20 protein-coding genes, 2 tRNA genes, 1 other RNA gene and 2 pseudogenes are annotated in these 19,817 nt (G+C 62.7%); 12 read left to right on the plus strand and 13 right to left on the minus strand.

Going from position 1 to position 19,817, the window contains the following annotated elements; genetic code table 11:
• Positions 1-15: 15 nt before the first annotated feature.
• The 4 genes from glyQ to SynM161_RS03805 all read left to right on the plus strand — a co-directional run bounded on the left by glyQ (position 16) and on the right by SynM161_RS03805 (position 2,967).
• Entirely contained in the window at positions 16-906 is an 891-nt protein-coding gene (gene glyQ, locus SynM161_RS03795) for a glycine--tRNA ligase subunit alpha (RefSeq protein ID WP_186542023.1), read from the plus strand.
• A 60-nt stretch (positions 907-966) separates the two neighbouring features.
• A complete protein-coding gene (locus tag SynM161_RS03800; protein WP_255441912.1) occupies positions 967-2,301 on the plus strand; it encodes a ComEC/Rec2 family competence protein in 1,335 nt (444 codons plus the stop codon).
• Positions 2,298-2,855, plus strand: a complete 558-nt coding sequence (locus SynM161_RS11990; protein ID WP_255441913.1) for a hypothetical protein — start codon at positions 2,298-2,300, stop codon at positions 2,853-2,855. The genes SynM161_RS03800 and SynM161_RS11990 overlap by 4 nt, the downstream gene beginning before the upstream one ends.
• Positions 2,856-2,880: 25 nt before the next feature.
• A tRNA-Ser gene (locus tag SynM161_RS03805) sits at positions 2,881-2,967 on the plus strand.
• A 140-nt stretch (positions 2,968-3,107) separates the two neighbouring features.
• On the opposite strand, the gene SynM161_RS03810 is transcribed toward SynM161_RS03805, so the two are convergent.
• On the minus strand, positions 3,108-3,377 hold the full coding sequence (locus tag SynM161_RS03810; protein WP_186542024.1) for a hypothetical protein: 270 nt from the start codon (positions 3,375-3,377) through the stop codon (positions 3,108-3,110).
• A gap of 65 nt (positions 3,378-3,442) precedes the next feature.
• Here SynM161_RS03810 and SynM161_RS03815 point away from each other — a divergent pair, with 65 nt between their 5' ends.
• A complete protein-coding gene (locus SynM161_RS03815; RefSeq protein WP_186542025.1) occupies positions 3,443-4,672 on the plus strand; it encodes a glycosyltransferase in 1,230 nt (409 codons plus the stop codon).
• A 31-nt stretch (positions 4,673-4,703) separates the two neighbouring features.
• The gene (locus tag SynM161_RS03820; protein WP_186542026.1) at positions 4,704-5,462 is read left to right on the plus strand and encodes a sugar transferase; all 759 of its coding nucleotides are present in this window, start codon (positions 4,704-4,706) and stop codon (positions 5,460-5,462) included.
• Positions 5,463-5,469: 7 nt separating this feature from the next.
• On the opposite strand, the gene cbiB is transcribed toward SynM161_RS03820, so the two are convergent.
• The 5 genes from cbiB to SynM161_RS03845 form a co-directional block, all read right to left on the minus strand.
• The gene (cbiB, locus tag SynM161_RS03825; protein WP_186542027.1) at positions 5,470-6,489 is read right to left on the minus strand and encodes an adenosylcobinamide-phosphate synthase CbiB; all 1,020 of its coding nucleotides are present in this window, start codon (positions 6,487-6,489) and stop codon (positions 5,470-5,472) included.
• A 119-nt stretch (positions 6,490-6,608) separates the two neighbouring features.
• On the minus strand, positions 6,609-7,604 hold the full coding sequence (gene ilvC / locus SynM161_RS03830; RefSeq protein WP_186542028.1) for a ketol-acid reductoisomerase: 996 nt from the start codon (positions 7,602-7,604) through the stop codon (positions 6,609-6,611).
• A 62-nt stretch (positions 7,605-7,666) separates the two neighbouring features.
• Complete coding sequence (locus tag SynM161_RS03835) at positions 7,667-8,269, minus strand: ATP-dependent Clp protease proteolytic subunit (RefSeq protein WP_006851781.1); 603 nt, start codon at positions 8,267-8,269, stop codon at positions 7,667-7,669.
• 53 nt (positions 8,270-8,322) lie between these two features.
• Entirely contained in the window at positions 8,323-8,991 is a 669-nt protein-coding gene (locus SynM161_RS03840; RefSeq protein ID WP_114988632.1) for an ATP-dependent Clp protease proteolytic subunit, read from the minus strand.
• A gap of 24 nt (positions 8,992-9,015) precedes the next feature.
• Positions 9,016-10,173 carry a PIN/TRAM domain-containing protein gene (locus tag SynM161_RS03845; protein WP_115008736.1) on the minus strand — a complete coding sequence of 386 codons (1,158 nt, stop codon included), beginning with the start codon at positions 10,171-10,173 and terminating at the stop codon, positions 9,016-9,018.
• 39 nt (positions 10,174-10,212) lie between these two features.
• Between SynM161_RS03845 and hemW the strand changes: the two genes are divergently transcribed.
• Positions 10,213-11,418 (plus strand): radical SAM family heme chaperone HemW, encoded by a 1,206-nt coding sequence (gene hemW, locus SynM161_RS03850; RefSeq protein ID WP_186542029.1) that lies wholly within the window; start codon positions 10,213-10,215, stop codon positions 11,416-11,418.
• Here the strand turns inward: hemW and panB are convergent.
• Complete coding sequence (gene panB / locus SynM161_RS03855; RefSeq protein ID WP_186542030.1) at positions 11,330-12,145, minus strand: 3-methyl-2-oxobutanoate hydroxymethyltransferase; 816 nt, start codon at positions 12,143-12,145, stop codon at positions 11,330-11,332. The two genes, hemW and panB, sit on opposite strands and share 89 nt — an antisense overlap.
• Positions 12,146-12,188: 43 nt before the next feature.
• On the opposite strand from panB, the gene ffs reads away from it, so the two are divergent.
• Positions 12,189-12,286: signal recognition particle sRNA small type (gene ffs / locus SynM161_RS03860), an RNA gene on the plus strand.
• A gap of 41 nt (positions 12,287-12,327) precedes the next feature.
• On the opposite strand, the gene ftsZ is transcribed toward ffs, so the two are convergent.
• The 5 genes from ftsZ to miaB form a co-directional block, all read right to left on the minus strand.
• Entirely contained in the window at positions 12,328-13,437 is a 1,110-nt protein-coding gene (gene ftsZ, locus SynM161_RS03865; protein WP_115008739.1) for a cell division protein FtsZ, read from the minus strand.
• 117 nt (positions 13,438-13,554) lie between these two features.
• Positions 13,555-14,391: a cell division protein FtsQ/DivIB gene (locus SynM161_RS03870; protein WP_186542031.1), complete on the minus strand. Its 837-nt coding sequence runs from the start codon at positions 14,389-14,391 to the stop codon at positions 13,555-13,557.
• Positions 14,388-14,798, minus strand: coding sequence for a hypothetical protein (locus tag SynM161_RS03875; protein WP_186542032.1), 411 nt, complete (start codon positions 14,796-14,798; stop codon positions 14,388-14,390). The genes SynM161_RS03870 and SynM161_RS03875 overlap by 4 nt, the downstream gene beginning before the upstream one ends.
• 23 nt (positions 14,799-14,821) lie before the next feature.
• Complete coding sequence (locus SynM161_RS03880; RefSeq protein ID WP_186542033.1) at positions 14,822-15,874, minus strand: D-alanine--D-alanine ligase family protein; 1,053 nt, start codon at positions 15,872-15,874, stop codon at positions 14,822-14,824.
• Between the two features lie 51 nt (positions 15,875-15,925).
• Entirely contained in the window at positions 15,926-17,320 is a 1,395-nt protein-coding gene (gene miaB / locus SynM161_RS03885) for a tRNA (N6-isopentenyl adenosine(37)-C2)-methylthiotransferase MiaB (RefSeq protein WP_186542034.1), read from the minus strand.
• Between the two features lie 74 nt (positions 17,321-17,394).
• On the opposite strand from miaB, the pseudogene SynM161_RS03890 reads away from it, so the two are divergent.
• Together SynM161_RS03890 and SynM161_RS12200 are read left to right on the plus strand one after the other, a co-directional pair.
• A pseudogene (locus SynM161_RS03890) lies at positions 17,395-17,775 on the plus strand (dipeptide epimerase); the annotation flags it as partial.
• A 51-nt stretch (positions 17,776-17,826) separates the two neighbouring features.
• Positions 17,827-17,895, plus strand: a pseudogene (locus SynM161_RS12200) (hypothetical protein); the annotation flags it as partial.
• Between the two features lie 85 nt (positions 17,896-17,980).
• On the opposite strand, the gene SynM161_RS03900 reads toward SynM161_RS12200, so the two are convergent.
• Positions 17,981-18,053, minus strand: a tRNA-His gene (locus tag SynM161_RS03900).
• A gap of 84 nt (positions 18,054-18,137) precedes the next feature.
• On the opposite strand from SynM161_RS03900, the gene SynM161_RS03905 reads away from it, so the two are divergent.
• Positions 18,138-18,527, plus strand: a complete 390-nt coding sequence (locus SynM161_RS03905) for a DUF4359 domain-containing protein (RefSeq protein WP_186542477.1) — start codon at positions 18,138-18,140, stop codon at positions 18,525-18,527.
• Entirely contained in the window at positions 18,527-19,804 is a 1,278-nt protein-coding gene (locus SynM161_RS03910; protein ID WP_186542035.1) for an amidohydrolase family protein, read from the plus strand. Before SynM161_RS03905 ends, SynM161_RS03910 begins: the two co-directional genes overlap by 1 nt.
• The last annotated feature ends 13 nt before the right edge of the window (positions 19,805-19,817 follow it).

Consider the following 19,817-nt stretch of genomic DNA (forward strand, 5'->3'; position numbering starts at 1 on the left):
GGACGCCCCGGCCCAGTGCATTTTCAGGACATCATCAGCACGCTCAACCGGTTCTGGGCAGACCAGGGATGTCTGTTGCTGCAGCCCTACGACACCGAAAAGGGTGCCGGCACCATGAGCCCCCACACGGTGCTCCGGGCCATTGGCCCAGAGCCCTGGGCCGTGGCCTATCCCGAACCCTGCCGTCGCCCCACCGATGGCCGTTATGGCGACAACCCCAACCGGGCCCAGCACTATTTCCAGTACCAGGTGCTGATCAAGCCATCCCCAGATGGCATCCAGGAGACCTACCTGGCGTCATTGGAGGAGTTGGGCATCAAGGCCGCTGACCACGACATCCGTTTCGTCGAAGACAACTGGGAGTCCCCAACCCTCGGCGCCTGGGGTGTGGGCTGGGAAGTGTGGCTCGACGGCATGGAGGTGACCCAGTTCACCTATTTCCAGCAATGCGGCGGCATCGATTGCAAGCCCGTTTCGATTGAGATCACCTACGGGCTCGAGCGGCTGGCGATGTATCTCCAAGACGTGGAAAGCATCTGGGACCTCAGCTGGAACAGCGAGCGCAGTTACGGCGAGATCTGGCTGCCGTTTGAAAAGGGGCAGTGCCACTTCAACTTTGAGGCCTCCAATCCCGAGCGGCTCAAGCAGTTGTTCGCCATCTATGAAGCGGAAGCGGCAGATCTGATCGAGAAGCAGCTGCCGGCACCGGCCTTGGATTTCGTTCTGAAGTGCAGCCACACCTTCAACCTGCTGGAGGCCCGTGGCGTGATTTCCGTGACGGAGCGCACCGCCACCATCGGTCGGATCCGCAACCTGGCCCGCAAGGTGGCCGAGGCCTGGCTGGCGGAACGGGAGGCCCTTGGTTTCCCGCTCTTGAAAGGGGGAACTCTCGAGACAGCGGCCTGATGGTTTCTGCGTCGACGTCGTTCTGCTGATGCCATTGCCCTCTGTCTCCTGGCGCTCCTTGTGCTTCGAGGGGTGTTGTGGGGAGCGCCACCGCCGAGCCGATCCGATCCATCTCGCCTGATCCAGACGCCACCGGCGGCCGTGGCGATCAGCGGGCGCTTGCTTGCCGATGTGCGCCGTTTTCCCTCGGGGTGTTCCGGTCTGTTGGAGGTGGATCGGATCGATGCTCGTCGGGTCGACGGGCGAACCGAGCTGCAGTTGCCTGAGTGCCCTGCACCCCTGCTGCAGGGCTGGCGTGTCGAGGCCACGGGGGTGTTGAGGCGTCCGCTGCCAGCGGTACACCCACTGTTGCCGGGATCGGCAGAACGTCTAGCCCGCCAAGGCAGTTGGAGTCAGCTGCGGGCCGAGAGCATCGAAGTGCTGCAGCGTCCATGGACGCCGTTGGCTGATCTGCGGCGCGATGTTGCTCAACGGCTGCAACAGGCCGTGGGGCCGCGGCGGGGCGGTTTCCTGGCTGCTCTGGTGCTGGGCAGCGCCCTGGTGCAGCTCCCGGAAGACATCCGAGCGGCGTTCCGCATGGCCGGCTTGTCCCATGCCCTGGCGGCATCGGGTTTTCACCTCTCCGTACTGCTCGGCAGTGTGCTGATGCTGGCCCGCCGCTGGCCTCCTGGCCTGCGGCTTCCCCTGGCGGCCACGGCGCTGCTGCTGTTTCTCTGCCTTGCCGGAGCCCAGCCATCGGTGGTGCGGGCGGTGCTGATGGCTGCGATGGCCTTGCTGATTCGTGAGGCAGGTCATCACAGCCGTCCAGTCGGTGTGTTGTTGTTGACGCTCAGCGGCATGTTGCTGTTGCGCCCGGCCTGGGCCCTATCGATTGGTTTTCAACTCAGTGCGGCGGCCACCGCTGGGCTGATCCTGACGGCTCCTCGTCTCGAGAAGGCTGTTCAAGCGTGGTTGCCGGATCGCTGCCAGGGCCTGGCAGCAGCGTTGTCCATCCCCGTGGCGGCCTTGCTCTGGACGCTGCCGCTGCAGTTGCTCCATTTCGGTGCCATGCCGTTGTACGCGCTGGTTGCGAATCTGCTTGTTGCCCCGCTGCTGGCGCCGCTCACGCTGCTGGCCATGCTCTCGGCACTGTTGGTTCTCGTGGGGCCTACGGCTGTGCTGCCCCTGCTGCTGTGGCCTATTCATCAGTTGGCGGGCCTGGTGATCACCATGGCCAGCTGGATCAGCCACTGGCCTGGGTCACAACTGCTCACCGGACGTCCCCAGATGTGGGTGGTTGCCCTGCTGGTACTGGGCTTGCTGCCTTGGTTGCTGGGGGCAGGGCCCTGTCGCCGCTGCTGGGCTTGCTGCCTTGGTTGCTGGGGGCAGGGCCCTGTCGCCGCTGCTGGTCGTTGATCCCCCTGGTAACCGCCCTGCTCGTCCACGGCCTCGTGCAGTTGGGCGATGGTTTGTTGACGGTGGAGCGGTTTGATCGTCACTGGTTGCTTGGTCGCCATCGTGGGCGTGCCGCTCTGGTGAGCACCCATGGCGATGCGCGCAGTTGCCGGATGGCCAAGAAGCTCGCCGCTGTGCACGGCCACGCCCGTTTGGACTGGGTGCTGCTTTTGGATCCTGTGGCGACAGACGTGCTGGCCTGCTGGCAAGCGCTGACCCACCGCGTTGAGGCTCCCCAGCAAGGCCAAGCTCCCATCGCCATCGGCCAGGTGCTTCGGAGTGATGGCCTATCGGTGCAGCGCCTGCAGTCTCGCTCCGGAGCACTGGTGATGCGGGTGGGGCATCAGCGCTGGCAGCTGGTCCCAAGCCCTCAGGCCTTGTGGGCACTGCAGCAGCTGCAGCGATCAGAACCCCGGCAGCAGATCACCGGAACCTGGCTGGGGTTTAAGCCTTCCGCCCCCCAGCGCCGTTGGCTTCGGAAGAATGGAGCAGGTGCCCGGTTCGTCGGCCTTTAAACTGCGGGAACGCCTGAGGGCGTGTGGAGAGGTGGCAGAGTCCGGTTGATCGCGCACGACTCGAAATCGTGTAGGGGTAACACCCTCGTGGGTTCGAATCCCACCCTCTCCGTTTTTGTTGATCGTTGAATAGGTCGGACGTGGCGATTGCTTGATTAAGAGTTCATGAATCAAGGTCTCTAGCGGCTTATTGCAAATGCTTGATCTTTGAACTTATTGATTGGGTTTTTAGAGGGTATTTCTGAGCTGTTTTTATGAATGAAATAGCAGAACAAGCCCCTGCTCCACTTGATGAAATTCTCGTTCCTCTCGGCTGAGGTCGAGCCCCACATTGAGCCCTTCTTTGAGTGCGTCCTCAAAGGGCGGTGTTGATGGCGGAGCGCTGTCAATCCAAAGTGCCGCTATCCCCACCGCTGTGGCATGCCAACGGAATCGGCTCGTTTTGCCGATGTCCGGTTCATTCAACGCCTCCTCCAGGAGGATGTTGATGGTGATGTTCGTGCTGGACATGTGCACCAGCATCGTGATCTTGGCCTGCTCCTGCAATGAGCTGAGAGACTTCGTAGTGTTCGCTTCACTCCAGAGGGATGGCCTCGGCTTCGGATCACCTCCCGCAGCGCATCGCTCTGGTTCATGAGTGGTTCTCGCCTCGTTCTGTCGGTGGAGCAGAACAGGTTGTTCAAGAGGTTGATTCCCTTCTGCGCAGCCTCGGCTGCGAGCCGCAGATGGCGGCCCTGATCGACGCCGAATCTCGACGGCCGGGCAGTTGGTTGCACGGACGCTCCATCCTCACCAGCCCGATTCAGCGCCTGCCGTGGGGGCGCAGCCATGTGCAGCAGTACCTGCCGCTGCTGCCCTTTGCGATCGAACAGATCGATCTTGGTGCTGCAGAGCTGGTGATCAGCAGCAGCCACCTGGTTGCCAAGGGTCTGCTGACGTCTCCGGACCAGCTGCACATCAGTTATGTGCACACACCCGTGCGTTACGCCTGGGACCAGATGCACGCTTATATGCAGCGTTCGGCGCTGGCTCGGCGTGGTCTGGGCCCTTTGATTCGCTGGCAGTTGCATGCTCTGCGGCAATGGGACCAACTCAGTGCTCAGCGGGTGGACCACCTCATTGCCAACTCCCGTTTCACGGCGCGTCGAATTCGCAAGTACTGGGGGCGGGAGGCCCGCGTGATCCATCCCCCCGTGGAGGTGGAGCGCTTTCGCTGGAATGCCGATCGAGACGACGTCTACCTCTGTCTGTGTCGTTTGGTCCCCTACAAGCGGGTGGATCTTGTGGTGGAAGCCTTCAATCGCCTGGGCCTACCCCTGCTTGTGGTGGGGGATGGTCCGGAGAAGGCGCGATTGGAGGCTCTGGCTGGTCCCACGGTCACCTTGCTCGGCCGTCAGTCCCAGCAGCAGGTGGAAGCGCTCATGGCCCGTTGTCGGGCATTTGTCTACGCCGGCCTAGAGGACTTCGGCATTGCTCCGGTGGAAGCAATGGCGTCCGGAGCTCCGGTGATTGGGTTGGGGCGGGGTGGTTTGTTGGACACGGTGCGTTGTGCGGCTGCAGGGATTCCTGAGCCCACTGGGGTGCTGTTCCCTGAACAAAGTGTCGAGTCGTTGGTGCAGGCCGTGGAGTGGTTTGAACAAGAATGCATTTGGCGTTCTCTGGATGCAGAAGCCATTCGTGCGTGGGCCGAGCGCTTCAGGCCGGAAGCCTTCGCTGCGCGCTTTGAATCGGCTCTGCGAACAGCTTGGAGTGCTCATCAGCGGGGCTGTGCCGTTGCAGCGAGTGACCCTGCGGAGATGCCTGTGCTGCACCTGTGACGTTGAGTGTGGTGAGTCCCAAGTTGAGCCTTTGACCTCGGCCTCCCGGCCATCCTTGATTCAGTCCGCAGGGCGTGCAGCTCGCCGTGGCAAGTACAAGCCTCACCTTGCGCTGATCTCAGCCCCGCCATCGGATCTTTCGACCGGCACTCTTATCCGCCATCAGAACCGTTGGGGCAGAGTCTTTAAGCGCAGCGGAGACATTGTTTTTTCTCTCGCCGTACTCAGCATCGGTTCTCCGTTGTTGCTGCTTCTGGCGGGATTGGTGAAGCTCAGTTCACCGGGGCCTGTGTTTTACGTACAGCGTCGGGTGGGCCGGAACTACCAGCGTTTTGGCTGTATCAAGTTCCGCACCATGCGGGCCGATGCGGATGCCGTTCTTGCGCGTGTTCTGGAGGCAGATTCCTCGCTGCGTGCTGAGTTCGAGCGTGACTTCAAATTGAAACGTGATCCCCGAATCACTCCCCTGGGCCGTTTCCTGCGCCGCTCGAGTCTTGATGAGCTACCACAGTTCTTGAATGTTCTTCGTGGCGAAATGAGCGTGGTCGGTCCACGCCCAATCGTCGAGAAAGAACTCGTTCGTTATGGCCCTTACATGGATGAAGTTGCCTCAGTCCGCCCTGGGTTGACCGGCCTTTGGCAAGTGAGTGGCAGAAATAACTTGAGTTACAAGAAACGGGTCAAGCTTGATCTGGCCTATGCCCGTGGTCGTTCGTTCGGCCTGGACTTTGCCATCATCCTGCGCACATTTGGTGTGTTGATCCTGCCGATGGATCGCGGTGCTTACTGACTTGTGCTCAGCGGCTTATCGCCCATTGGATGATCCCAAGACCACTGAGCCAGACGATCTCCAGTCGGCTTGATGCCTTTAGAACCTCTCTAACCAGAGGCCCGTTTGCCGTTGGTTGGCCGGCCCCAAGCACAGGTTTCTGCACCAAGCGCTCTCCATACTTGTTCTCGCCGCCAAGTTGGATTCCGATGCAGTGGGCGTAGATCGCTTCTGCACGACCTGCATTGGGGGATGGATCCGCAGAGCCATCCCGCTCTGCCGCCTGCACCCGTTGCGCCCATTGTGTCCAGGGTGGGCAGACCAGGGGCAGCGTAAGCATGACCAGACGGCAGGGCAGCCAGGTGAGCAGATCATCGAGGCGAGCGCCGGCTGTCCCCAACCAGCGCAGCCGGCCGCTGCGGTAACCGAGCATGGAATCCAGCGTGCTGCTGGCCTTGAAGACCCAGGCCAGCGCCAGCGGACCAGGGCCAGAGGGCAGGACCATCCACAGCAGGGAACCGATCCCCATCCAGAACAGTGGTGCGAACACGCCATCCACAGCATTTTCTGAGGCTGTTTCAGCTGCGGCCCTGAGCAGTCCCGTGCGATCCAGACTCTGAACGTCGCGTCCAACGATCCAGCTCAAGTTCCGGCGGGCTGGCTCGAGATCCCCCTCCGTTGCTGAGGGCAGTGCATCCACCACGGCGAGCACACTGTCCTTGAGGCTGCGAGCCGCCAGGGCGCTGGCGAGGCTCAGGGTCAGTACCGGAATGCTGAGCCATCCCCATGGGGAGGGAAGCCACAGCAGCCGCTCCAGACACCAGCCCGTCAAAACGCTGCCAAGCACAAGGATCAGGCTGATCAAGCCTCCCCCGATCCGCAGCTTGATCGGATGGTCCCCCGCCCATCGCTCGACCCAATGGCGCAACTGCTGAATGCTCCACCCCATCACCACCACGGGGTGGAGCCACCGGCGCGGGTCACCGATCAGCCGATCAAGCACGGCTGCCCCGATCACCAGCAGGCCTCCCAGCGCTTCTGAACTCATGGGAGGGGCGTGGCCAGAAACCAACAAAAATCCCCGCTCTGCACCGTTAGGGCAACAGAGCGGGGGGTGAGCTGAGGGATGGTGTCTGATGCCACCGGCTGTTCAGCGCTTGCGCAGGATCAGGCGTCCTTCAGCCAGCTGAACATCGAGCGCAGGCCTTTGCCCACTTTCTCGATCGGATGCTGGGAATCACGGTCGCGCACCTTTTTCATCTCTGGCTTGCCGGCTTCGCATTCGGCCACGAAATTCCTGGCGAAGGTGCCGTCCTGGATGTCTGCCAGAACGCGCTTCATCTCGGCCTTGGTGTCGGCGGTGATCAGACGGGGGCCGCTGACGTAGTCGCCGTACTCCGCGGTGTTGGAGATCGAATCGCGCATGGAGGTCAGTCCTCCCTTCACCATCAGATCCACAATCAGCTTCACCTCGTGCAGGCACTCGAAGTAAGCCAATTCGGGCTGGTAGCCAGCTTCCACCAGGGTCTCGAAACCAGCCTTCACGAGTTCAGACAGACCGCCACACAGCACAGCCTGCTCACCGAACAGGTCGGTTTCGGTCTCTTCCTTGAAGTTGGTCTCCAGGATGCCGGCACGGGTGCCACCGATTCCCTTGGCATAGGCCATTGCCATGCCGCGGGCGTTGCCGGAGGCGTCCTGTTCGATGGCGAACAAAGCGGGCACACCCTGGCCGTTCTGGTACTCCCAACGCACGGTGTGGCCAGGGCCTTTCGGGGCGATCATCACCACATCCACATCGGCGGGGGGCTTGATCAGCTCGAAACGGATGTTGAAGCCGTGGGCGAAGCTGAGCACCTTGCCTGAGCTCAGGTGGGGTGCGATTTCCTTCTCGTAAACGTCCTTCTGGAATTCGTCGGGGAGCAAGACCATGATCCAGTCGGCCTTGGCTGAGGCATCGGCCACGCTCAGCACTTCAAGGCCGTCCGCCTTGGCTTTCTCGGCGGAGCGGCTGCCGTCGTAGAGGCCCACCACCACGTTCACGCCTGAATCCTTCAGGTTCAGAGCGTGGGCATGACCCTGGGAGCCATAACCAATGATGGCCACGGTCTTGCCGTTCAGCAGACCGAGATCGGCGTCGGAGTCGTAAAAGAGCTGGGCCATCCGGGGCGGGCTTGCGGAACACTGCAGTGGACGAGCTTACGCAGCGGCCTGCCCCGTTCGGTTCAGGCCTCGTTCGGATGGGAGATGACGCGGTCGATCAGGCCGTATTCCTTGGCTTCTTCGGCGCTGAGGAAGTAGTCCCGGTCGGTGTCCTTCTCGATCTTCTCGAAGCTCTGGCCACTCATGTCGGCCAGGGAGCGGTTGAGCATCTCCTTCATCCGCAGGATCTCCCGTGCTTCGATCTCGATGTCACTGGCCTGGCGACGGCTGGTGCCTCCGAGGGGCTGGTGAATCATGATCCGGCTGTGGGGCAGGGCGACCCGCTTGCCTTTGGTGCCAGCCGCGAGAAGGAAGGCACCCATGGATGCAGCAAGGCCAACGCAGATGGTCACCACCTCGCTCTTGACATATTGGATGGTGTCGTAAATCGCCAGTCCAGCCGTGACGGAGCCGCCGGGGGAGTTGATGTAGAGGTAGATCGGCTTGCTGCTGTCTTCCGAGTCCAGATAGAGCATCTGGGCCACCAGGCTGTTGGCGATGCCGTCATTGACCTCAGAGCCAAGGAAGAGGATCCTCTCCACCCCGAGACGGGTGTAGATGTCGACCCAGCGCTCCATCTGGCTGCCGGGCAGGCGGTAGGGAACGCTGGGGGTACCGATCGGCATGGTTCAGAACGTTGATGAAGGAAGGGCAGGAGGGTTGGGTCTGATGCCGTCGGTCAGACGGGGGGATTGCCAGGCAGGTCCTTGCGGCTGCTGAGCACGCGGTCGATCAGTCCGTACTCAACGGCTTGTTGAGGAGTGAGGTAGCTCATCCGGTCGGAGTCCTTGCTCAGCTCCTCTACAGAACGACCTGTGTTGGTGGAGAGGATCTCGAGCATTGCCTGCTTGTTGTGCAGCACTTCTTTGGCCCGGATCTGGATGTCCGTCGCCTGGCCGCGGGCGCCGCTGCGGGGCTGGTGCAGAACGATGGAGGAGTGAGGCAACGCGGCCCGTTGACCTTTGGTCCCTGCCGAAAGAATCACTGCCGCCGTGCCCATGGCCTGGCCGATGCAGATGGTGTGCACCGGAGGCTTCACATAGCGGAGGGTGTCGCAGATGGCGAAGGCTTCGGTCTCGAATCCGATCGCATCACCCGAGTACCAGCTGGTGCCAGTGGAGTTGATATAGAAGTAAATCGGCTTCTCTGGGTTGTCGAACTCCAGATAAAGCAGCTGAGCAATGATCAGCTCAGTCACATCGATGCCCATCTGACGCTTGGCGTCGTCGTCAGAGAACAGGGGCAAGCCCAGGTAAACGATTCGCTCCTTGAGCAGGAGTGAGGGAAGGTCTGGAGGTGGTGTGCGCATCACGGCGCTGTCGCCGTAGTACGGGGCCGAAGTTGTCATCTCCACCATCGCGGTGGGGCGAGCCTAGCCGGGGTCAGCGGGCTTGCGGTTGCTGGTTTTGGCCGGTTTTCCCTGACTTTTCGATTTGGATGAGGGCTTGGTGTCGGTTGATGCATCGTTCTCGTCCAACCGTGCAAACACCATGCGCCCGGTTGGGGTTTGCAGGGCACCGGTCACCACCACAGGTTTGCGTTGGCCGATCAGCGATTTCGCCTCGTTGACCACCACCATCGTTCCGTCATCGAGGTAGCCGACACCCTGGCTGTCCTCCTTGCCCTCTCGCACGATCTTGAGTTTGAGCTCATCGCCGGGTTGCACTTCAGGCCGCAACGCGATCACCAGCTCACTCAGATTCATCACCTTCAGGTCTTTGACCTGGGCCACCTGCGCCAGGTTGAAGTCTGCGGTCACCAGCGTGCCGCCGGTGTCAGATGCCAACTGCAGCAATCGGTCGTCCGTTCCCTTGCCGTCGTAACGGGTGCTGTTGATCACCAACCGCCGCCCGTAGGTTTCCCGCAGATCCTTCAGAAGCTTCAGGCCACGTCGGCCCTTGGCCCGCTTTTCGATGTTGGTGGAATCCGACAGCTGCTGCATCTCATCGATCACCGATTCGGCAACGATCACCTGCCCTTCCAGCAATCCGCAGGCGAGCATGCCGCGGATCCGGCCATCGATGATCACGCTGGTGTCCAGGATCTTGGCCGTGGCGGGGGTCAGCACCCCATCAGCCACCAGCAGCGCCTCCGTGCTCGCGGGATTGAACAGGCGCAGCAGCGTGCGGCCGTGAACTTCCGCCAGGTTGCTTCCGAGAATGCCAAAAAAGACATTGCTCACCACCGCCAGAAGGGGTTTGAGCAGAACAATTCCTCCGGAGAACGGAAGCAGCAGAACAGGCAGCAGCAGCAGGTTGGCCACCAGCAACCCCAGGATCAGGCCGACAGCCCGGCTCACCAGCAGATCGGTGGGCATGGTGCGCACCTGTTGCATCAGGCGCACCCGCAGCTTTTTGAACACCAGGCCTGCGATCAAGCCAATGCCACCGCCAGCTCCGCTGAGCTGGAGACGCAACTGTTCAGCATTGGTGGTTGCACTCACCAGGCCGTCGGGCAGCAAGTGAATCCCCATCCACCCGGCAGCTGCACCGGAAACCACAAACAGAAGCAGGATGAGCGGATCCACCATGGGTTCAGGTCGTGGCAGCTCGATCCGGATGCCAGAAGCATGCCTTATCCCATCCCGCCCCGCAGCGCCTACCTCCACATTCCCTTCTGCCACCGGCGCTGTTACTACTGCGATTTCGCCGTGGTTCCCCTGGGGGACCAGGCTCGAGCCGACAACGGGCCTGGCAGTCGCTCGATCCGTGAGTACCTCAGCCTGCTGCATCGGGAAATCGCCTCTGCCCCAGGGGGTCCTCCCTTATCCACCGTGTACATCGGCGGGGGAACGCCATCGCTGTTGTGCCCCGATCAGATCGGAGCACTGATCGATGCCTTGGCCAACAAATTCGGTCTTCAACCGGGTGCGGAAATCACCCTGGAGATGGATCCGGCCACCTTTGATGCCGCGCAGTTGGCCTCCGTTCTGGCCCATGGCGTGAACCGCATCAGCCTGGGGGGGCAGAGCTTTGATGATGCGGTGCTCGAGCAGCTGGGGCGTCGGCATCGCCAGAGCGACCTCCATGCGGCGATCGACTGGCTGGTTCAGGCCTGGCGCGATGGCGCGCTTCGGTCCTGGAGTCTCGATCTCATCCAGAACCTCCCGGGCCAGACCCTGGCCGGGTGGGATGCGCAGTTGGATCAGGCCATTGCCAGTCAGGCTCCCCATCTCTCGATTTACGACCTCTCGGTGGAGCCGGGCACGGTGTTTGATCGCCAACGAACGCTTGGCCTGTTGCAGCTGCCGGAGGACGACCTGGCCGTTGCCTTGATGGAGCGGACCACACAACGGCTGTCGGCTGCTGGACTCAGCCGCTACGAGATTTCCAACCACGCCCGTCCGGGCCATGCCTCCCGTCACAACCGGGTGTACTGGAGCGGTGCCGGCTGGTGGGGTTTTGGCATGGGAGCGACATCAGCACCCTGGGGGGTGCGTTTGGCGCGACCCCGCACCCGCGCCGCCTACGCGGAATGGCTGGATCATCCTCCTGAGGAATCAGTCGCCGAGGCTGGGCTCCCTCTGGATGATCAATTGCTGGTGGGTCTGCGGCGCCGGGAAGGGGTGACCCTTCAAGGTCTTGATGCCGATGCCCTAGTGCGCCGCTGGCAACCTTTCGTTGAGCGTGGATGGCTGCAGCAACGGGCAGGCCGTTGGTGCCTCACCGACCCCGAGGGCATGGCCCTCAGCAATCAGGTGCTGATTGAGGTGATTCTGTGGTGGGAAGAGTGTTGTTCCGGGTCTGCTGGACCCAACCCTTCAACGCGTCGATGAACAGGCGGCGGCCATCCACCAGCGCTGGGCTGAAGGGAGGTTGTTTGGCGGTGAGCCCCAGCAGGTCTGCGGTGACGCGCACCTGGCCGTCGCAGCTGTCACCTGCCCCGATGCCGATCACCGGGATGGTCAGGGCCTGCTGCACCCGGCGCGCCAGCTCGGCAGGAACATGTTCCAGCACCAGGGAGAAGCAGCCCTTCTGCTCGAGGGTGTGCGCCTGATCAACCAGGCGTTCCTGGCTGATGGCGTCCGTGGCCTGGCGCCTGTACCCCAGGCGATGCACGGCCTGCGGGGTGAGGCCCAGATGCCCCATCACGGGAATGCCCATGCGCACAAGACGGTCGATTACGGCGACAACCTCGGGTTCCGCCCCCTCCAATTTCACCGCCGCTGCGCTGGACTCCTTCAACAAACGCCCTGCAGCCGCCACGGCGCGGTCTTCGCCGCACTGGTAGCTGAGAAAGGGCAGGTCACAGACCAGCAGGGGCTGATCGGCCGGCATGGCCGTCAATCCCCGGGCGACTGCCTGGGTGTGATGGAGCATCTGGTCCAGGCTCACCGGGAGTGTTGTGGCATGGCCCAGCGCCACCATCGCCAGTGAATCACCGATCAGCAGCACGTCTGCACCGGCGGCCTCGGCCAGAGCTGCAGAGAGGCTGTCCCAAGCGGTGAGCACGGCGATGGGTTGGCCCTTCTGCTTGAAGCGGGTCAGATCAGAAGGACGCATGCAGCTTCAGAACCCCTCGGGGGCTCATTGCTAGCATTCGGCCGATTCGGGCCCATGCGGCTCTGACGCCCAAATCTGGTCAGGACCGGAAGGGAGCAGCCACACGGGATGCTCAGGGCAGGCGTGGGTTCCGGGTCACCACAATCAATTGAGCTGTCAGACCGTGGGGTCTGACAGCAATCTCACAAGCTTCCGTTGTCCTGTTGCTGACGGCGACGCAGGAACTCAGGAATGCGGGCGCCGTTCTCTTCGGGTTCCCCACGATTCAGCATTCCGGGCACGGAGCGGCTGCGCTCGCTGCGGTACGGCTGCTTGTTCTCGAAGCCTGTAGCGATCACCGTCACGTGGATCTCCCCTTCGAGGGCCTCATCCACCACAGCGCCCACGATGATGTTGGCTTCGGGATCGACAACGTCGTAAATCACCTCGGAAGCAGTGGTCATGTCCTCCAGGGTCATGTCTTTACCACCGCTGATGTTGATCACACAGCCCTTGGCGCCATCGATGCGCTCGGTTTCCAGCAGCGGGCTTGCAATCGCGGCTTGGGCTGCTTCCACGGCTCTTGAGCGACCGGAACCGATGCCGATGCCCAGCAGTGCTGTGCCTGCTTCGGTCATCACGGAGCGAACGTCAGCAAAGTCAACGTTCACCAGGCCCGGGCAGGTGATGATGTCGCTGATGCCTTTGACGCCCATGCGCAGGACGTCGTCCGCACTCCGGAAGGCTTCCTGAAGGGGAGCTCCGCCGATGGCATCACGCAGGCGGTCGTTGGGGATCACGATCAGGGTGTCCACGTGTTCCGCCAACCGAGCGATGCCTTCGTCGGCCTGACGCATGCGACGACGGCCCTCGAAGCTGAACGGCTTGGTCACGATGCCCACCGTGAGAGCACCGACTTCACGGGCGACTTCGGCCACCACTGGTGCTGCACCAGTTCCCGTTCCACCGCCCATGCCAGCGGCAATGAACACCAGATCGGAGCCCTGCAGTGCATCGTGCAGATCCGTGCGGGATTCTTCGGCTGCCTTCTGGCCGATGGTGGGGTTGCCGCCGGCACCCAGTCCGCGGGTCAGGGTCTGCCCCAACTGCAGCCGTTGCTGGGCCTGCGACTGGATCAGGGCCTGGGCATCGGTGTTCAGAACGCGGTATCCAACCCCCTCAAGATCGCTGAGGATCATGCGGTTGACGGCATTGCTCCCGCCACCCCCAACGCCGATGACCTCGATGCGGGCGGACTGGCTGGGCTGGATACCAGCTGCCGTGAAAGACCCTGAGCCGCTCACCATCTCCATCGTCGAGGCAGAACCGTGTGGTTGCGTTGCATTATGTCCCTGAAGCCTTGTCTCGGCTTCAACAGATCACAAACCAGGAGCTGAGGTTGTGGTCTCCAGATTTTCCACCCGAAGGTTTCAGGGTTCAGTTTTGGGCTGCTTGGGGGCGGGTGGCGCCGGCAGTTGCAGTTCCGGGCGGTCCGGATTGCTGAGATCAAGGCTGCTGTGATGGGCCCCGCGCAGGTGCTTTGGCAACGTCCGGTTCAGATGGAGGATCGTTTCGATCTGGGTGTTTAAGAGGGCCGGTTCGCCACCGAGATCAATCCGGCCAAGCTCGGTGGTGATCAGACTGATGTTGCCGTCGGGATCAAGCACGATGGCTTTCAGCATCCCGGCGAAGCGATTCCGTTCTTGCAGCAGCGCAGCGACCTGACCGCGTTGCGGGCCATTCCAGCCGCGCACCATGATCTCCGTGAGCGGATCTGCTACGGCGTCGCTCAGGGGAATCCATTCACCTGCGGCGTTGAGCAGACCCCGTTCCCGTCCAGCGGGTCCCCGACGCTCAGCGCGTGCGATGGGAATCTCCGGCTTCAGGCTGATGACGAGGCGAGCGGGGAACATCCGGCGCTGCACGTGAGCGCTGTGAACCGGTAAGACCCCGACCAGCTGTTGTTCCAGCTCCCTCGGACTGACCTCCAGCAGGGGTGAGGGAAAGCGCAGCTTGCCCGCCTCGATCACCTGATTGGTCTCAAGGGCAGCACCGCCGGTCAGGATGACAGCCTCAGGGCTCCGCAGCGTCCAGCCATGGCGCAGCAAGATCCAGCTGAATCCGCCACTGAGCAGCAGCAAGGCCACAAAGCGCCAGAGCTGCAGCAACAGGGTCTGGCGGCGCTGCCGGCGTAAGTCCCGCCGCCGGGCAACCTGCGCGGAAACCGGCCGTTGGGAGGATTTGTTGTTGGTCGAGACCCGGCTCACAGGTCGCATCGGGCCCGTGCCATCAGCTGCTCACCCCAGCTGCGCGCGCGGTCGGCATCAGAGAAGGGCACATCCATCTGCAGATCTTTCCCGATGAGGCGCAGCCGACAACGCCCCTGGGATTCGTCGGTGAGGGGCGCATCACCGGACGCCAGCGACATCAGCTCCACAAGCTCGAGTTTGCAGACGTCAAACGAGCCCTGATCCTGAAAACTTCCCGCCTCGAAGCTGCTCCAGTGCAGTTCACCGTCTTTCAGACGGGCACCACCACAACCATCGAGCTTGGCGAGTTCGGAGCCTTCGGCCCAGGTGCAAAACAGGTTTTGGCGCCGCCGTTCCAGCCATCCGAGCGATGCCAGCAGCACAAAGGCCAGCAGCAGAGGAAACCAGAGCAGTCCGTGGCTCATGGGTTAGGCGAAGGACGCTGCGTTCATTCTCCTGCGGTTTGGATCAGTTTGTGCACCAACTGTTCGAGTGTTACGCCGCTGGCCGCCCAGAGCATCGGGAACATGCTCTGGGCCGTGAAACCAGGCAGGGTGTTGATTTCGTTGATCCAGAGCTGATCGTTGGCGTCGTCGTAGAAGAAATCCACCCGACCCATGCCGTTGACGCCCACGGCAGCGCAGGCCTGTAGGGCCTGGGCGCGGATGCGGTCAGCCACTTCATCCGTCAGAGGAGCAGGAATCAACGTGGTGCTGCGCCCTGCGGTGTATTTCGTCTCGTAGTCGTACCAGTCCGCATCAAAACGAACTTCACCGATCACCGACGCTTCGAGCATGTGTCCCCCCAGGACGGCGCATTCCACCTCTCGGGCGTTGACGCCCTGCTCCACCACCAGCCTTGGATCGAGCGCTGCAGCCTGATTGAGGCCTGCTTCCAGTTCTTGGCGGGAACGCACCTTGCTGATGCCCACCGAGGAGCCGAGATTGGCGGGCTTCACAAAGCAGGGGTAGTTCAGTTCGCGTTCAATCCGATCCATGAGGGCCGATCGGCTGATCGCGTTCTCGAGTTCGGATGCGTGCAGGGCCACATAGGGCACCTGGGACAGCCCGGCGCTGGCGAAAGCAGATTTCATCGCCTGCTTGTCCATGCTGACGGCTGAGCAGAGCACGCCGGCACCAACGAACGGTTTGCCGGTCAGCTGGAACAACCCCTGAATGGTGCCGTCCTCTCCATTGGGACCATGCAGCACCGGGTACCAGAGTTCGACCGCATCACATCCCTCCGGAAACCCCTGGAATCCTGATGGGGGCAGAGGTGGGTTGAGCTCCGGTGCGGTTTCGGAGGCCAGGGTTGCTTCGGACAGATCTGTTCCCCACCAGCGACCAGCACGGTCGATGTAGATCGGCTGCACCGTGTATCGCTCTCGGTTCTCCCCGCTGCGCAGGCCTCGGACGACGGTCGCCGCAGATCGGATCGACACGTCGTGCTCTCCAGAGCGGCCTCCAAAGACGAGCCCGACCGTGATGGGACTGGACGGCATGAATGCGGCGACCCCTGAGCGGTGGGAGCGCCAAAGGTATCAGCGTTGTGCTCAGTGGGGCAGGGGGCTGCCGCTGAGTGAAAAGGAGCGCACCGCATCGATGCGCACCGGCACGAGATCGCCCGCTTCGTAGGCACGACCATCCGCTCCGGTGGAGCTGAAGAAGGTCAGGCGATTGGTGCGGGTTCGCCCCATCAGCTGCGATGGGTCCTTGGGGTTGATGCCCTCCGCCAGCACTTCTTCCGTGCGCCCCTCGTAGCGGGCATTGGCCTTGCGGGCGCAGCGTTCCACCAGGGCATTGATTTCGCGCAGGCGTTCCACCTTCACCTCCTCCGGCAGCTGGTTGTCCCAATGGGCTGCAGGGGTATTGGGCCGGGGTGAATAGGCCGCTGTGTTCACCTGATCGAAACCGATCTCTTCGATCAGATCGAGGGTGCGGCGGTACTGCGCATCGGTTTCGCCAGGGAAGGCAACGATCACATCGGCACTGAGTGAGGCATCGGGCATGCGCTCACGGATGCGGTCGATGATCCGCCGGTAGCGCTCAACGGTGTAGCCCCGGGCCATGGCCTGCAACACGTCGTTGTCCCCGCTCTGAAACGGAATGTGGAAGTGTTCGCAGAGCTTGGGCAGGTCGGCACAGGCATCGATCAGCCGCTCGGTGAAGTAGCGCGGATGGCTGGTGGCAAAACGGATCCGTTCAATGCCCTCCACGTCGTGGACGTGATGGAGCAGATCCGTGAGGGTGTGTTGGCGGCGACCCTCCGGCGTGATGCCCGGCAGATCGCGGCCGTAGGCATCAATGTTCTGGCCGAGCAGAGTGATCTCCTTGTAGCCCTGGGCGGCAAGACCCTCCATTTCCAGCTTGATCGCCTGGGGCAGCCGTGATTGTTCCTTGCCGCGCACGGAGGGCACCACGCAGTAGGTGCAACGTTCGTTGCAGCCGTAGATCACATTCACCCAGCCACAGATGCTGCTGTCCCGGCGGGCCGTGGTGATGTCTTCAAGGATGTGGTGGTCTTCGGTGGCGACCACCTGCTGACCGCTGTCCACCTGCAGCAGAAGGGTTTCAAGCCGATTGGCGTGTTGCGGTCCCATCACCAGATCCAGCTCCGGCACCCGCCGGAGCAGGGACTCGCCCTCCTGCTGAGCAACGCAGCCCGCCACCACCAGGGTGAGATTGGGGTTGCTGCGTTTCCTCTGGGCCTGTCTGCCGAGGTAGCTGTAAACCTTCTGCTCGGCGTTGTCCCGGATGGTGCAGGTGTTGTAGAGCACCAGATCGGCATCCAGTTCGGCTGACGCCTCCCGATAGCCCATGGCCTCCAGGATTCCCGCCATCCGTTCGGAGTCCGCCTTGTTCATCTGGCAGCCGAACGTGGTGATCCAGTAGCTGCCGCGCTGGGGGTTGGCGGTGGCGTCAGTGGCGAGGGGGGCGGAGGCGACCAAATCTCTGGCTCAAGCCTTCTCAGTGTGAGTCACAGCGGTGTTGTGTCAGTTTGGAGATTGACAGCCGGATGGCGATGGGCTGGGCCCTCACACGGTTTTCGCTCACCAAGGCCGTGCCCCTCATGATCAGCAGGGGCACCACAGCTGCCGCGGTGCGGTTGGAGCTCAGGTTGGAACGTGATGGGCTGGTGGGCCGCGGCGAGACCGGGGGATTTGAGACCGGCCACCGAGCCTTCGCCCTTGAGGCTGTGGAACAGGAACTGCTGGGGCTTTTGCCGCAACTGGAAGCTCTGGATCCCCACCGTCCGCAACGGTTTGAGCCCCTGCTTGCATCCCTGAGTCCCTTGGCCCGTTGTGCCATCGACCTGGCCTTGTGGGACTGGCATGGGCAACGGCTCGGCCATCCGCTGTGGCGGCTCTGGGGATTGGACCCAGCCGAGGGTGTGGCCACCACAGAATCCCAGGCGAGCTGGGCGCGGCCTGATGGGGCTGCTGAGCCAGCCAAGGTGGCCGCTGTCGCCCTCAACACCTCCCGCCTTGATGAGGCTCAGGCTCGAGACGAGGTGGAGCGCATCCGCCAGACGCTGGGTCTGCCCTGCACAGATCCGATCCGCTGGGGAGCAGAACCGCTTCTCAGGGGCTTTGTTGAATTGTTGAGAGGGCGAGCGAGGGGATTCGAACCCCCGAATAGCGGCGCCACAAGCCGCTGCCTTAACCACTTGGCGACGCCCGCCGCGTCCGTGAGAATCTACCAACACGAGCTGCAGCCTGCCTGGTGTCCCCTTCATCGCGTCCGCAAGGTCGGTCTGCTCTGGCGATGTTGGCGGGGGGGATTGCAGCGGTCGGGGTGATCTCGCTGGTGGTGTCCAACCCGTCGTTGGAGGACTATCAAGCTCACGCCGGTGATCAGCTGGTCCGGTTGGGCACCAAGGAACTGTGCGACGAGCCGACCCTGCCGATGGTGCTGCGTCTCTGGATTCGCAATTGCCCTGAGCTGATTGCCTCCCAGCGGGATGCACTGGCGGCGTTGGCGGGTCAGTTCACCACCCGTCGAAACTTATTGGTGGCCAGTCTGTATTCCACCCGGATGGAAAGGAAGGAGATGCTGCCCGGTCTGCGCCTGCCTGGGTTTGAAGTGCTCAGCCTTGGTGTGGCCGGTCGTTTCGTGGTCCTCAGCACCGATGCCAGCAACGGTGCTGAGCGGTGATGGACGTCCCGTCGCTTGAGTCCAAGCCGGGGAGTGGCGTCCTTGAGGCCTGGGCGCCCCTGGGACTGCTGGATTTCGCCCCTTCAACGCCCTTGCCGGAGGTTGAGAAGCAAGGGCTGACGCCCGTGCGCTTGGCCTGGGAGCAGGGGCGTCTGCGGGAGCCCCAGCCCCTGTCTGCCGAACGCGTGCCACCGTCTCGAATGGTGTTGCCGCGCTTGGTCGACTGCCATGTCCATCTGGACAAGGCCTACACCTGGCAGGAGCATCCCAACCTCAGCGGCAGCTACGGGGGTGCCCTGGAGGCCAACCTGCGGGAGCACAGCTCCCGAACCGTGGCCTGCGTGCTTCAACGCGGAGAACGCGCCATGGAGAGAGCATTCGCCCATGGGCTGCGGGCCATGCGCAGCCATGTGGACAGTGGTGGCCCTGGCGCTGAGCCCAGCTGGGATGCCTTGCTCACCCTGCAGCAGCGCTGGCGCCGCCGCATCGACTTGCAGCTGGTGGCGCTGGTGCCCTTGGAATTCTGGTGTTCAGCTGAAGCGGATGCTCTGGCGCGTCGTGTGGCCGCCAGTGGCGGCTGCCTTGGTGGTGTTCTGACACCTCCTTGTGGATCGGCCGTGGTCACGGAGCAGTTGGAGGTGTTTTTGCGCCTGGCTGATCGCCACAACTGCGGCGTCGATCTCCACATCGATGAGGCGGATCACGGTGCGGCGCAGGGCATGGTTCAGCTGTTGAAGGCCCTGCAGCGCGTGCCGGTGCAGGTTCCCGTCACCTGCAGCCATGCCAGCAGTCTTTCCCTTCTGCCGGCGTCCTCTCTGGCGCGGTTGGCAGAGCGCATGGCAGCAGCGCAGCTGAGTGTGATTGCCCTGCCCCTGACCAATGCCTGGTTGCTCTCACGGGCGGACGATGCCACCCCCCTTCAGCGTCCGCAGGCTCCGATCCGTCAGTTGCAACGTTCCGGTGTTCCGGTGGCGGTGGCGGGTGACAACGTGGCCGATCCCTGGTTCCCGGGAGGTGACTTCGACCCCTTGGCCCTGCTGGCCGCATCGATTCCGTTGACTCAGTTGTTGCCCTGGCAGCGTCTGGGCCTGGCCCCTTTCACCACGGCACCGCCCGCCATTATTCAACTGGAATGGGATGGGGTGCTGCGGGCCGGCGCTCCTGCCGATCTGATCAGCATGGAGGGCCAGGGATGGTCGGACCTGATCCGTTCTGCTCCGCAGCGTCAGGTTCTAGTGGACGGCCACTGGCAGTCGTCGCCAGGCGCTAGACCCTGACCAGTGTTCCGCC

It is taken from the genome of Synechococcus sp. M16.1 (assembly GCF_014279895.1).
GTDB lineage: Bacteria > Cyanobacteriota > Cyanobacteriia > PCC-6307 > Cyanobiaceae > Parasynechococcus.

Coding starts and splice junctions, on each gene's coding strand:
- SynM161_RS03835 (WP_006851781.1), bottom strand. CDS start 8,269: ATGCCGATCGGTACCCCCAGCGTTCCCTACCGCCTGCCCGGCAGCCAG.
- panB (WP_186542030.1), bottom strand. CDS start 12,145: ATGCGTCCTTCTGATCTGACCCGCTTCAAGCAGAAGGGCCAACCCATC.
- SynM161_RS03875 (WP_186542032.1), bottom strand. CDS start 14,798: ATGAGCCACGGACTGCTCTGGTTTCCTCTGCTGCTGGCCTTTGTGCTG.
- SynM161_RS03815 (WP_186542025.1), top strand. CDS start 3,443: ATGGCCTCGGCTTCGGATCACCTCCCGCAGCGCATCGCTCTGGTTCAT.
- SynM161_RS03840 (WP_114988632.1), bottom strand. CDS start 8,991: ATGACAACTTCGGCCCCGTACTACGGCGACAGCGCCGTGATGCGCACA.
- ftsZ (WP_115008739.1), bottom strand. CDS start 13,437: ATGGAGATGGTGAGCGGCTCAGGGTCTTTCACGGCAGCTGGTATCCAG.
- SynM161_RS03880 (WP_186542033.1), bottom strand. CDS start 15,874: ATGCCGTCCAGTCCCATCACGGTCGGGCTCGTCTTTGGAGGCCGCTCT.
- SynM161_RS03845 (WP_115008736.1), bottom strand. CDS start 10,173: ATGGTGGATCCGCTCATCCTGCTTCTGTTTGTGGTTTCCGGTGCAGCT.
- SynM161_RS03905 (WP_186542477.1), top strand. CDS start 18,138: ATGTTGGCGGGGGGGATTGCAGCGGTCGGGGTGATCTCGCTGGTGGTG.
- hemW (WP_186542029.1), top strand. CDS start 10,213: ATGCCTTATCCCATCCCGCCCCGCAGCGCCTACCTCCACATTCCCTTC.
- SynM161_RS03910 (WP_186542035.1), top strand. CDS start 18,527: ATGGACGTCCCGTCGCTTGAGTCCAAGCCGGGGAGTGGCGTCCTTGAG.
- SynM161_RS03810 (WP_186542024.1), bottom strand. CDS start 3,377: ATGCTGGTGCACATGTCCAGCACGAACATCACCATCAACATCCTCCTG.
- cbiB (WP_186542027.1), bottom strand. CDS start 6,489: ATGAGTTCAGAAGCGCTGGGAGGCCTGCTGGTGATCGGGGCAGCCGTG.
- ilvC (WP_186542028.1), bottom strand. CDS start 7,604: ATGGCCCAGCTCTTTTACGACTCCGACGCCGATCTCGGTCTGCTGAAC.